General features: G+C 69.6%; 13 protein-coding genes. 5 read left to right on the top strand and 8 right to left on the bottom strand.

The genetic code is table 11. From position 1 onward, the window contains the following. Nucleotides 1–65 precede the first annotated feature (65 nt). The 4 genes from ABZU74_RS29465 to ABZU74_RS29450 form a co-directional block, all read right to left on the bottom strand. Entirely contained in the window at nucleotides 66–185 is a 120-nt protein-coding gene (locus ABZU74_RS29465; RefSeq protein ID WP_013734295.1) for a SapB/AmfS family lanthipeptide, read from the bottom strand. A gap of 5 nt (nucleotides 186–190) precedes the next feature. Continuing rightward, the gene (lanKC, locus tag ABZU74_RS29460) at nucleotides 191–2,788 is read right to left on the bottom strand and encodes a class III lanthionine synthetase LanKC (protein ID WP_355430532.1); all 2,598 of its coding nucleotides are present in this window, start codon (nucleotides 2,786–2,788) and stop codon (nucleotides 191–193) included. Nucleotides 2,789–2,921: 133 nt separating this feature from the next. After that, on the bottom strand, nucleotides 2,922–3,467 hold the full coding sequence (locus tag ABZU74_RS29455) for a carboxymuconolactone decarboxylase family protein (RefSeq protein WP_355430529.1): 546 nt from the start codon (nucleotides 3,465–3,467) through the stop codon (nucleotides 2,922–2,924). Nucleotides 3,468–3,589: 122 nt separating this feature from the next. Then, the gene (locus ABZU74_RS29450; RefSeq protein ID WP_355430526.1) at nucleotides 3,590–4,099 is read right to left on the bottom strand and encodes a PadR family transcriptional regulator; all 510 of its coding nucleotides are present in this window, start codon (nucleotides 4,097–4,099) and stop codon (nucleotides 3,590–3,592) included. A gap of 127 nt (nucleotides 4,100–4,226) precedes the next feature. Between ABZU74_RS29450 and ABZU74_RS29445 the strand changes: the two genes are divergently transcribed. The 5 genes from ABZU74_RS29445 to ABZU74_RS29425 all read left to right on the top strand — a co-directional run bounded on the left by ABZU74_RS29445 (nucleotide 4,227) and on the right by ABZU74_RS29425 (nucleotide 8,052). Continuing rightward, nucleotides 4,227–4,937, top strand: coding sequence for an alpha/beta fold hydrolase (locus tag ABZU74_RS29445; protein WP_355430523.1), 711 nt, complete (start codon nucleotides 4,227–4,229; stop codon nucleotides 4,935–4,937). A gap of 359 nt (nucleotides 4,938–5,296) precedes the next feature. Next, nucleotides 5,297–5,875, top strand: a complete 579-nt coding sequence (locus tag ABZU74_RS29440; protein ID WP_355430520.1) for a hypothetical protein — start codon at nucleotides 5,297–5,299, stop codon at nucleotides 5,873–5,875. Nucleotides 5,876–6,132: 257 nt separating this feature from the next. Then, a complete protein-coding gene (locus ABZU74_RS29435) occupies nucleotides 6,133–6,747 on the top strand; it encodes a lytic polysaccharide monooxygenase (protein WP_355430517.1) in 615 nt (204 codons plus the stop codon). 157 nt (nucleotides 6,748–6,904) lie between these two features. After that, entirely contained in the window at nucleotides 6,905–7,660 is a 756-nt protein-coding gene (locus ABZU74_RS29430; protein ID WP_355430514.1) for an ArsR family transcriptional regulator, read from the top strand. Next, nucleotides 7,657–8,052 (top strand): VOC family protein, encoded by a 396-nt coding sequence (locus tag ABZU74_RS29425; RefSeq protein ID WP_355430512.1) that lies wholly within the window; start codon nucleotides 7,657–7,659, stop codon nucleotides 8,050–8,052. Before ABZU74_RS29430 ends, ABZU74_RS29425 begins: the two co-directional genes overlap by 4 nt. Before the next feature lie 93 nt (nucleotides 8,053–8,145). Here the strand turns inward: ABZU74_RS29425 and ABZU74_RS29420 are convergent, their stop codons facing one another. The 4 genes from ABZU74_RS29420 to ABZU74_RS29405 all read right to left on the bottom strand — a co-directional run bounded on the left by ABZU74_RS29420 (nucleotide 8,146) and on the right by ABZU74_RS29405 (nucleotide 11,297). Then, nucleotides 8,146–9,012, bottom strand: coding sequence for a serine hydrolase (locus tag ABZU74_RS29420; protein ID WP_355430509.1), 867 nt, complete (start codon nucleotides 9,010–9,012; stop codon nucleotides 8,146–8,148). Nucleotides 9,013–9,061: 49 nt separating this feature from the next. Next, entirely contained in the window at nucleotides 9,062–9,661 is a 600-nt protein-coding gene (locus ABZU74_RS29415; RefSeq protein ID WP_355430506.1) for a hypothetical protein, read from the bottom strand. Nucleotides 9,662–9,901: 240 nt separating this feature from the next. Beyond that, nucleotides 9,902–10,402, bottom strand: a complete 501-nt coding sequence (locus tag ABZU74_RS29410) for a SigE family RNA polymerase sigma factor (protein WP_355430503.1) — start codon at nucleotides 10,400–10,402, stop codon at nucleotides 9,902–9,904. Beyond that, on the bottom strand, nucleotides 10,395–11,297 hold the full coding sequence (locus ABZU74_RS29405) for a hypothetical protein (protein WP_355430501.1): 903 nt from the start codon (nucleotides 11,295–11,297) through the stop codon (nucleotides 10,395–10,397). Before ABZU74_RS29405 ends, ABZU74_RS29410 begins: the two co-directional genes overlap by 8 nt. Nucleotides 11,298–11,366 lie beyond the last annotated feature (69 nt).

Genomic DNA, 11,366 nt, shown 5'->3' with positions numbered 1-11,366 from the left:
TCCCGTTGGTACGCGGTTGCCCTGGGTGGGCACGTCTACCCACCCAGGGCCCCACGTGTGGTGGATCAGTTGCAGGTCGTGACGGAGAGCGAGCTGTCGCCGCAGAGCAGCAGGCTCGCCCGGCTACCGCCACCGGTGCGGTCGGCCGGAGCCATCTCCAGGCCCTGGAGGTCCAGAAGTGCCATGTCGTTCACCTCCCTTCCATCCGTTCGCCGAACTGGTCGCCCCCGCTGTCGCGAGGGAGTCTCGTCGCGCCCGGCAGGGGCGCGAGGAAGGGCAGCACCGGCGGCTGGTCGTGCTCCGCGCTGGTCAGCGCGTGCAGCACGCCGGCGGTGCCGGTGCCGAAGTCCATGGAGAGCCGCAGCAACTGCTCACCGGGGAACGCGGTCCCCTCCCGGTACGGCAGCGCGTGCCAGGCCAGCCGATCCACCTGCGCGCGGAGTTCGCGGCGGTCGGTCTCGTCGGCCGAGGCGGCGAGGTAGGCGATGATGCCGGCCCGGCCGGCGAAGAGCCCGGACTGTGCGTAGAACGGTGAGCGCGCCGCGCGGCGGACCCCGGCGCTCGCCTCAGCGAACTGGTCGTCGGCCCGGTGGCGCAGGTACTGGTCGAGGACCAACCCGATCCCGACACTGCCGTGCGCCAGGTAGGGCATGGTGCGCCAGCCCTCATTGACCTCCAGGGCACCGTCCGGGCGCAGCACACACCGGCGCAGATCCTGACGCAGCGCCGTGGCGGCGTGCCCCAACAGCTCGTCGTCGCCGCTGAGCTCGTAGAGCCGCAACAGCATCAGCGCCGGGCCGGTCCGGCCACGCAACAGCCCCGCGTACGGGTTACGTCCGCCGCTGACGTCCGGGCCCGGGTCGTCGGCCAACTGCCCGATCACCCGCTCGGCGGCTCGCCAGGCAGCGTCGCGCAACGACGCCTCCCCGGTACGCGCGGCCAACTCGGCCAGGTTGAGCGCGATCCCGGACAGTCCACTCGCCAGGCTGTGGTCGAGCCCGTCCAGGGGTTCGCGCAGGCAGATGTCGAGAACGTCCAGCGCGTCCTGTCGGCGGCCGAGGTGAACGAGTGCGTAGGCGACACCGTGCAGCCCGTCGTAAAAGCCGCAGCGGGTGCCGGACGGGGGCGCTGTCGCCCGCCGCACCAGCCAGTCTTCGTGCTCGGGCCACCGACCGGCGCCGCTCCTGTCGAGCGCGTACAGCACTCCCGCGGCGCCGTGGGCGAGGTTGAGGCCGCCGCTGCGGAACTGTTCGATGTCACCGGGGAAGAGCCGGTCGTCGCGCTCGGGGGTCGCGCTGGCCACGATCGCCGTCGTCAGTCGGTCCCGCATGCTGAGCCAGTCGTTCGCGCCGAACTCCCCTGCTGGGTCGGCGGTGACCCGCGGACCACCGGTGATCTCATCGACCGCCGGGTCGAGGAAGGACCTCGGCACCGGGAAGTTCGCGGCGATGATGTCGGCGAGGTGAGTCACCTTCGCCGGGGCGAGCCGGACCAGTTGGGTCAGGGGCAGGAACAGCGCCAACCGCAGGCACGCCAGGGCGTACCTGTCGACCGCCGGCCCGGTCCGGTCCCTCGGTGCCGCGAAGCCCTGGTTGCGCAGCCCGGGTCGGCGGTGCCCGGCGATCGGGGCGGCCACCTCGAAGTCGACCAGGGCGACCCGGTCGTCCGGCCGGATCATGATGTTGAACAGGTGCAGGTCCCCGTAGACCAGGCCGCGCTCGTGGATCGCGGCCACGACGGATTCCACCTGTTCGTACACGTGGCGGGCCCATCGGGCGTACGCCGCCCGGTCGCTGTCCGTGGCGTCGGCGTCGATCAGCGGGTACCTGTCGACCAGCACCTTGTTCAGCGGTCGGCCCTCGATGAACTCGAGGGCGAGGAACCGGTGCTCGCCGAGGGCGAACTCGTCGTGCACCCGAGGCACCTGCGGCAGGTCGGCGAGTTGCCGCAGGGCTTCCGCCTCGCGGGCCAGCCGGGCGACGGCATCGGTGCCGTCGGCGTCCAGGCCGGCGTGCGGTCGGGCCTCCTTCAGCACCACCTCGGTGTCGGTACGCAGGTCCCTGCCCACGTACAGCCCACCGCCGTTGGAGAAGTGGATCACCCGCTCGATCCGGTACGGCACCTCGTTGGTGCTGGTGTCGTTGCGGGCGGCGAGGTGCGGGCCGAGGAAGTCGGGCAGGGTGATCCAGGACGGCACGTGGAAGACGGGCTCGCGGCGGTCCGGCACCAGCGTGCCGGAGTCGTCCTCGATCGCCGGCACCACCTGACCGTCGGTAGAGTGGCAGTAGCGGGCGGCGAAGCCGCCGTAGCGCACGTAGACCGGGCCGGTGCCGTAGCGGAGATCACTGAGGATGTACGGCCCGGGCTCGCCGGTGAGCAGTTCGTCGAGTTCCTTGCAGGCCAGCTCCAGCTCCGCGTCGTCGCGGGGGTAGACCGTGATGAACTTTCCGCTGGCGGCCCGCGTGGCGTACTTGGAGTTGCGCAGCAGCAGCGTGCGCGGCCCGCGCAGGAACTTGAAGGACAGGCCGCGGGGGACGCAGTAGTTCCAGACCGCGTCCAGCACGCGCTCCGCGTTCGCCAGACCCGCCGACACGTGGATCTTCCAGCCCTGCTGCGGCAGCGAGCCGCCGTCCGGCGCGTAGATCAGCCAGTCGTCGAGCGGCTCGCGGCGCCAGCCGGCCGGCATCGGCCGTTCGGCGGCCGGGAAGACGGGCTGGGCGACGGCGCTGCCGAGCGAGTCGTAGAACAGCCGGTCCGCGGCGCAGTAGCTGTCGTAGCGTTCGTCCACCGTCTCGCCGCCTCTCGAACTCGGCCGGCTGTTGTTCCGGCGTTGAATCGAGTCTCATCGACAGGACGTAGCGAGCCCCAGTGCGCTTAGTCACGACGTTCGATGCGGGGTGCACAGGTACTCATGACATTAGTCAGGCCCGCACCCCGTAGACGGCAGCGCCCATCGGCTTGTCGACTTCCAGGTCCGTCACCGCGGCGACGCGGGCGATCATCATGTACTGCCCGATCACCATCAGGAGTTCGACCACCTCGCGCGGGGAGAGCAGCCCGGTCAGTGCGGCGGTGGTGTCATCGGGCGGGCGGACGTCGCGGACGACTTCGGTCGTGAAACGCAGGACGATCCGCTGGTCCGACGTGAAACAGTCCGCCCCGATCTCGTCGCGCCCGAGCGCGTGGATCATCTCGTCGGTGGCGCCGACGGAGCGGGCGATGGGCTCGTGCTGAACCCACTCGTACGTGACGTCGCTCAGCTGCGCGACTCGCAGGATCGCGATTTCGCGGAGCAGCGGGTCGAGGGCCAGGTCCTTGAGCAGCGTGCCGCCCCAGCGCATCCAGTCCGGAAACGCCGTCTCGGCGTGGGCCATGACGCCGAAGAAGTTCAGGGGAAGCGCGGCCTGCAGCGCCTCGCGGACCGGCGCCGGAGCGTCGGCGGGGTTCACGTACGGCAAGCGACTCATATTTTTCCTCTTACAAACGGCAAATCGGGTGCCACGGACCATATCCCGATCCCCGTTGCGCCCGCCGCCAATCTGTTCGGATGCGGGCTGCGGACATCGGCCTACCGAGGCCGGTCCGGTGGTCATCGCGTGAGGGATGTCAGCATGTCCCGCAGCCAGGCAATCTCCGTGCGGCTGGTGGCGGTGGCGATGCGGAACAGTCCCCGACGAAACGGGTCGTCGGGAAAGTCGTCGGCGCGCAGTGGCCGGTCGCCGTCCCAGAAGAAGCTCGCCGGCTGGGTGAGGAAATTCAGCCGCCGGCGCAGCACGGCCCCCTGGGCCGCCGGGTCGTCGAGGTGGCGCAGGAACGCCAGCAGCGTGAACCAGCGGTTCTCGTCGGTGATGAACAGCTCGTCGGGTTCGCGGAGCTGGCGCAGCAACTCCGCCTGCCCGCCCGGGCTCAGGGTCAGCACGTGCCGTGGTGCTGCCATCTGGCCAGCCTGTACGTCGCGGCGCAGCAAGCCCGCACGTTCCATGCGCTTGATCGTCGGATACAGCGTCCCGTCCGCGATCGGCCGGACGTGGCCGGTGAGTGCGGCCACGCGCCTGCGCAGCTCGTAGCCGTGCAGCGGGGCGTCGGCCAGGAAGCCCATTATCGCGAACTCCAACACCGTGTTAGCTTACATCCGCCAGGAGATACCTCGGACACGAGGTACCGGCCTCCGGAGGTATGTGATGCGCGGCGCCCAGGTTCGACCAGATGGCACGACGATCCGCTGGGTGGAACTCCCCGGCACCGATCCCACTCGGATCTACCTGCACGGGCTCGGCGCCTCCTCGCCGGCGTACTACGCGGCGGTGGCCACCAACCCCGCCCTCAGCGGACAGCGCAGCCTGCTGATGGACCTGCTCGGACACGGCATCAGCGACCGGCCGACCGACGCCTCGTACACACTGGAGGAGCACGCCGACCTCCTCGCTGTCGCCCTGTCGGCAGCCGGGGTCAGCGCCGCGCAGGTGATCGCACACAGCATGGGCGGCGCCGTCGCCATCGTCCTGGCCTCCCGCCATCCGCACCTTGTCTCCGCACTGGTCCTTGTCGACGCCACCCTCGACCCGCAGCCTCCGGGCGAAGGCATCGGCGCCCGCTACACAGAGGAGCAGTTCGTCCATGGCGACGGCCGGTCCGAGACGCTCACCCGGGTCGGCACGGCCTGGGCGGCGACGATGCGGCTCACCGGCCCGGAGGCGCTCTACCGCACCGCGGCACACCTCGGCCGCGGCACCACCCCCACCATGCGTGAGCTGCTGGTCGAACTGCCCGTGCCGCGCACATACCTCCATCCGGCCGACAACGAGCCGAGAGGTGCGCGCGCCCTGACCGATGCCGGCGTGCGGGTGGTCGCCGTACCAGAGGCTGGCCACAACATCATGCTGGACAACCCCGATGGCTTCGTCGCGGCCACAGAGGCGGCATTGCAGGGGCGGTGATCCCCCACCACTGGAGCGGGTGACCGGGCCGGAATCACGCTGACGCTCGTCGATGTTGCCAAAGCCGATCCAGACGTGTTGGAATAGCTCATATCGCCGCAGCGCGGGGGCAACCGCGCTGGGAACGGCCAGCACGGGAGCATCGCAGCGCCGGCAGCGCACCGCCTTTGGCGGACGCGCGCCTGGCGGATCGCCGGGCCATCTCAACGACGACGGGCGCTTTGCCGGGCAATCATCCTCGCCCGCCGCAGGTAACCCCCGGCACGTGTCCGCAACGGCCGGCGCGCGACGCCTGACCCGCCGGGGGCGTCCGATTCGGCCTGCCAGCACCAGAACCGGCGACGAGGTGAGAAGCAATCATGATTTCCCGAGTGAACTTCGCGGGTTGGCACCGAAACCGCTTCGTGTGGGTGGCGGTGATCCTGCTGGCGGTGTCGGCCGGCACGGTCGTACTGGTCAACCGGGCCGGCCCGAAGGCGGAGCCGGCGGATCTGCAAGCGCAGATCACCGCCCGGATGCGGAGCACGCTCGAACAGGCGGACCCGGGGCAGCACAACCACGCCGGACACAACGTCCAGCAGGCGGCCGCCACGGAGAAGCCGGCAGTGATCTGCGGGGTCCGCGTCTACGGCTACGAGCCGTCCGAGGCCACCGCGCTCGCCGACGTGCAGACGGTCTACGGCTTCCACCTCTGCGGGGTCGCCGAGCAGAAGCGCCCCTGGGACGTGGCGGTCAAGCTGGCCGGTCCCGTGATCATGGACATGTCCACCGAGCCGCCGGGCATCCAGGTGGTCGAGGCGACCGCCGAGGTCATGTTCACCGACCGGGTGCGGCAGATGCTCCCGCCCAAGTACGCGGACTTGGCGCTCAAGGAGGCGCTGACCGAGTCGGAGATGGCCGACCAGCGCCGCCGGTACGACGCCGCAGCCGGCCTCTGACCTTGCCGGGCGCCCGGGGGCGTGGTCGCACCGCACCCTGATCCGAACCGGGCGGCTGCGGACACCCCGGTCAGCTCGATCCACATCCGACCAAAGATAGATAACGATTGATATTTGAGCCAATAGATGTAACAGTTGGCTTGGGAGCGTTCCCATCCTGATCTGTAGTCCCGAAGAGCGGAGGATGAACAGTGCGTTCACTCAAGTCCGATCAATCCGGCGGACGATCCCGGTCAACCGTCCGTCGGTCTCTCCAGGTGCTCGTCCTGCTGTTCACCATGGTGATCGGCACGCTGCCCTTCACCGGGGCAGCCCAGGCGCACGGCACGATCATCAACCCGATGAGTCGCGCCTACCAGTGCTGGAAGACCTGGGGTAACCAACACATGAACCCCGTCATGCAGCAACAGGACCCCATGTGTTGGCAGGCGTTCCAGGCCAACCCCGACACCATGTGGAACTGGATGAGCCAGCTGCGGGACGGCCTCGCCGGCCAGTACCAGGCTCGTACCCCGGACGGGCAGCTGTGCAGCAACGCCCTGTCCAGGAACGACAGCGTGAACCAGCCCGGGGCGTGGAAGACGACCACCGTCAGCCGCAACCTCACGGTTCAGCTGTACGACCAGGCCAGCCACGGCGCTGACTACTTCCAGGTCTACGTCACCAAGCAGGGGTTCAACCCATCCACCCAGCGGCTCGGGTGGGGCAACCTCGACCTGATCACGACGACCGGGCGCTACGCGCCGGCGCAGAACATCTCGTTCAACGTCTCGCTCCCTGCACGCACTGGGAACCACATCCTGTTCGTGCTCTGGAGGGCGTCGCACCTGGACCAGACCTACATGTGGTGCAGCGACATCAACGTCACCTGATCGGCCAGGACCGACAGCGGTGGCACCACTCCGGCCCAGGGCGTTGGCGTCCTGGGCCGGAGTGCTGCGCTCGCGTGTGGATCGACCGCCAGGACCCGCACCGGGCCGGTACGTCGGTTCCCTATTGCATCAAATCAGTTTGATGTAATCTGCGGACGTGACGTCAAAGACACCCGACACCGTCGCGCCACTCAGGTTCGTGATCGCCGCCGGGCACCCGGTGCGGTGGCAACTGCTGAGTGAGCTGGCCCGTGGCGATCTCGCCGTACACGAGTTGAGCGGGTTGCTCGGCCAGCCACAGAATCTCGTCTCGTACCATTTGGGCAAGTTGCGCAAGGCCGAGCTGGTGGCTGCGCGGCGCAGCAGCGCGGACGGCCGCGACACCTACTACTCGCTCGACCTGGCCCGGTGCGGGGACCTGCTGTCCGGCACCGGGGCCGCCCTGCACCCCGGACTGCGACTCGCCCCGCCCGCGCCCGCCGCCTCGGTGACCGGACGGGTGTTGTTTCTGTGCACGGGCAACAGCTCCCGATCGCAGCTGGCCGAAGCGCTGCTCCGAGACCGCACCGCCGGCACCGTGCAGGCGTTCAGCGCCGGCAGCAGACCGAAGCCGATCCATCCGCACGCGGTGACCGTCATGGCAGCGCGCGGGATCGACCTGGCCGGGGCCCGGCCCAAACACCTCGACGAGTTCACCGGCCAGCGTTTCGACCTGGTGATCACCTTGTGCGACCGGGTCAAGGAAGTCTGCCCCGAGTTCCCCGGCCACCCGCGACCGGTGCACTGGAGCATTCCGGACCCGGCCGCAGACCCCGGCGAGCCGCCCGCGTTCGAGCACGTCGCGGACGAACTCGCCCAGCGCATCGGATTCCTGCTGCACACGCTCCCCCACCGTTTGGAGAAGCCGTCATGACCAGCCCCACCGATGACAGCACCGTCAGCGTGCGCTACCTGGTTGACGACGTGGCCGCCGCACTCGACTTCTACACCACCCACCTCGGATTCACCCCGGTCACCACGTTCCTGCCCGCGTTCGCCGACGTCCGGCGAGGCAACCTGCGGCTGCTGCTGTCCGGCCCGGGCAGCTCTGCCGCGCGCGCCATGCCCGACGGACGCCGTCCACACCCCGGCGGCTGGAACCGCATCCACCTGATCGTCACCGACATCGACACCGAAGTGGCCCGACTGCGCACCGCGGGCATCGTGTTCCGCAGCGATGTCGTCAGCGGCCCCGGCGGCAGGCAGATCGTCATGGAAGACCCGGCCGGCAACCCCGTCGAGCTCTTCGAGCCCGCCCGTGCGTGACCCGGCCACCACCCACGCCCGCGACTGCGCGGCTCTGGCGGGACGGGGCACGACAGGGATCGTCGGACGCGGGACGAATTCGGCGAACCTGGCCTACCCCTGCGCAGGGCCATCGCCCGCAGCGGCGGCGCGCAGCTCCTTGAGCACGTACGTGGCGGCCTTCTCGACGACGCGGATGCCCGCTTTCTGACTCACGTGATGGTCGGAGAGCACGGCGATCAACCAGTCATGACGGGCCTCGACGATCCGTCCGATGCTGTTGACCAGCCAGCGTCCGCCGTCGACATCAACGGTGTCCCAGCCGTTCTTGACGTAGTAGGAACGGCTGCCCGACTCCCTGGCGGCGGTGACTCCCCATCGTTGCTCGGGAATCACCTCCTTCATGAGGCCCATGATGAAAGTACGGTCCTGCGGGGTCAGCGGTCCCTCCGGCGAGGTCAGCGCGGTCAGCAGGCGGAGCTGGTCGGCAGCCGTGGTCGTGGTGAGTCCCCAGTGCGTGTTGGGTCTGGTCTCCCGCAGACCGAATGCGCGGTTCGCGGCGGTGAGGCCGCGCGAGCCCCCGATCCGCTGCCACAGGGCCACCGCCGCATCGTTGTCACTGGACACGATCATGGCCTCGGCCAACCGTCGAGTGTCAGAACCCAGGGCCTTGCCCGGCGGGTTCTGGCGCAGCAGGAGGGCCGCCAGGATGTTGACCTTGACGATGCTGGCGGTCTCGAACCGTCTGGCGCCGACCGTCAGCGCAGCCGTCCCCTCTCGGTCCAGAGCCGCGACCGCCAGGTGGCCGTCGTACCGGTCCACGTAGGCCTTGATGCGCGTCCTCGCCTGGGCGATCAGGTCGACGGCCGGCGTGGTGGGGATCGGACTGGCAGGGGAGGAACCGTGCGATGGGCCGGCTCCGTCGCCGTCCCGGGTGCGCGTGGCACCGAAGGCGGCCGTCGCGACGCCGGCCAGAGACATGGCGGCCGCGGAGACGACCCAGCGGCGCGGCAGCTGCCGACCTCTCCGCTCAGCCAAGGCGGACCACCGCCCTCGCCGCGATCGAGTCCACCGCGGCCTGGCTGCCCGGATCGGGCAGGCGGACCGTCGAAACCGTGTCGCCCCGTCTCAGCATCACGAAGTAGGTGACGGTACTCGGGGTGTCGGCATGCGCGATGCGACCTCGAATGAGCATGCCGGCGCCCTGCAGATAATGCGGATCGACGACGTCGAACGAGACCTGCGATCCGAGGGCCAGGTAGGTCGCGCACCGCAGCAGCACCCGACGAACGTCATCGACATTCCGCTCGGCCCATCCAGGTTCGTACGTCTCCACGACGTGGTGCGCCGGCGACGAGCCGTCAGCCAGCCGGTAGTAGCGCTGCACGGCAGCGCGCCGATGCGACTTGGCCAAGTAGTCACTGCTCTGATAGTTGGGGCAGCTGTCCTGCTCCCACGGCCAGGGCGCCAGACCGGTTCGGGAGTCGTCCTCATGCCAGTTCGAACCCAGATCACCCGCCCTGAGCAGCATGTTGGGATCGCTCCGTTCCGCGTTCGCGGTAGGCCGCTCATCGGGGCCGTCGCCGGACTCCCGCTGCTGACAACCCGCGGCCATCACCACCAACGCCACCAGCACCACCGGTACGACAGCGACCGGGCGCCGGCCTCTGCCGCGGATCCTGCCTCGGCACGTCCTGCCGCTCGATATGGACACCATGGACCTCCCCAAACCCAGATATCTGCGCCACCGCGCTTCAGGCGACGAGACGCGGTGGCACGCTCGTCGTCGCCGCGTCACCGGCGCCGCCGTTGCCGGCCGGTGGCCCGGCGCCACCGGAATCGGTCGCACCTCGGCCGCAGACGGCACCGGTCAATGGCGTTCCTCGGCGAACAACTCGGAACGGGTCTCGCCGAGCAACTCGCGCAGGCGGTTGAGGGAGCGCATGCTCTGGCTCTTGACGACGGCGATGGAGACACCCACCACCTCGGCAGTCGTCTCCACGCTCAGGTCGTCCCAGTAGCGCAGGACGATGATCGCCCGATCCCGCAACGGCAGGGTGGCGACCGCATCCAGCAACGTCATGCGCAGCTCGGCCGGATGTTCCTCGCCCCGCTCCGGCGGCGCCGACATCGCCAGTTCGCGGCTGGAGCGACGCCGCTGCTGGTCGATCATGCAGCGCAGCAGTATCTTGCGGGCGTACGCATGGGGGTCGTCGGCCCGGCGGACCCGCCTCCAGTTGGCGTACACCTTGGCCAGCGTCGTCTGGGTGAGGTCCTGGGCGAGATGCCAGTCGCGGCACATCAGGAAAGCGGCGTCGCGCAGCCGGCCGGCGGCCGCCTGCGCGAACTCCACGAAGTCTTCGTCAGCCATTCGACCCGGCCAGCGTCGGGAACCTCTTGGCACCGTTGATCAGGAACTCGGCCGGCAGTCTCGTCCCCCAGGTCGGGTTGGCGGCGATCCCGGTCGCTTCCTGCACGGAGAGGACGGGCGGTGCCGACGAGATGATCCCCTTGGCGTCCCAAGCCAGACAGGTGGAGATCATCAAATCGACCTGGAGGCCACCGCGGTGGTACACCGTGACCACCTTGTCCTGCACGCAGTTGTCGGGTACTTCGGTGAGCTCCACCGTCCCCGGGGCGGGGCCGCCGCCGAGGCTGTCCCGGGAGATGGAGAGTCGCACCATGCCGGGTCCTTTGCCTCGATCCAGGTAGAGCTGGACGTAAGGCATGCCGGGGCCCGCCGCGCTGCTGTGCAGGCTCGCATAACCGCTGGTCTTCCCCTTGGGCAAGAGCCGGGTCAGCAGTTCCAGAGCGCCCTCCGGTGTGGTGGTCAGCAGCTCACCGTCCGGCCCCGCCCCGATCCTCACGGTGTCGATCACCGTGGTCGAGGGAGTCGGCGAGACAAACACACGGGGGTTCCCCGGGTGCTCCTCGTCGGTGCCCTTCTCGAACACGGCCGAGGGGGCGCCGTCGGGGGAAGGGGAATGAGCCGGGGACGGTGTGGCGGCGTCGACCGGCCCACCCGGCGCACCGACGTTCGGCCCGCCGAGCTGACCGGCGTCATCCGCTCCGAAGCCGAGCGGCCCGGCGGCCAGGCCGATCACGAGCAGCATCGCCAACGCCGACCCGCCGGCGCCGAACTGCGCCAGGCGGCGTCGGCGGCGCAGTCGGCGGCCCCGCACCACCGACTGCTGGACCAGGTCACCCAACGGTGGGGCGGGGTGTCGGGCCAGGTCGTCCCTGAAACGCCCACGCACGTCGCCCATGTCCCGTACCCCTCCTCGGCCGACCGCCCGCAGTGGCGATCCATCACTGACCTGACGGTTTGGCCGACC

Origin of the sequence: Micromonospora sp. NPDC005171, from assembly GCF_040608575.1 — a bacterium.
In the GTDB taxonomy this organism is placed as follows: domain Bacteria; phylum Actinomycetota; class Actinomycetes; order Mycobacteriales; family Micromonosporaceae; genus Micromonospora.
Note: the sequence above shows the minus strand (reverse complement) of the source record. Positions and strands in the feature narration are given on the sequence as shown.

Bases quoted from the DNA above. Each gene is read 5' to 3' on its own strand.
- ABZU74_RS29425 (WP_355430512.1), top strand. From the start codon at position 7,657: ATGACCAGCCCCACCGATGACAGCACCGTCAGCGTGCGCTACCTGGTT.
- ABZU74_RS29455 (WP_355430529.1), bottom strand. From the start codon at position 3,467: ATGAGTCGCTTGCCGTACGTGAACCCCGCCGACGCTCCGGCGCCGGTC.
- ABZU74_RS29420 (WP_355430509.1), bottom strand. From the start codon at position 9,012: ATGTCTCTGGCCGGCGTCGCGACGGCCGCCTTCGGTGCCACGCGCACC.
- ABZU74_RS29410 (WP_355430503.1), bottom strand. From the start codon at position 10,402: ATGGCTGACGAAGACTTCGTGGAGTTCGCGCAGGCGGCCGCCGGCCGG.
- ABZU74_RS29440 (WP_355430520.1), top strand. From the start codon at position 5,297: ATGATTTCCCGAGTGAACTTCGCGGGTTGGCACCGAAACCGCTTCGTG.
- ABZU74_RS29465 (WP_013734295.1), bottom strand. From the start codon at position 185: ATGGCACTTCTGGACCTCCAGGGCCTGGAGATGGCTCCGGCCGACCGC.
- ABZU74_RS29450 (WP_355430526.1), bottom strand. From the start codon at position 4,099: ATGGGCTTCCTGGCCGACGCCCCGCTGCACGGCTACGAGCTGCGCAGG.
- ABZU74_RS29405 (WP_355430501.1), bottom strand. From the start codon at position 11,297: ATGGGCGACGTGCGTGGGCGTTTCAGGGACGACCTGGCCCGACACCCC.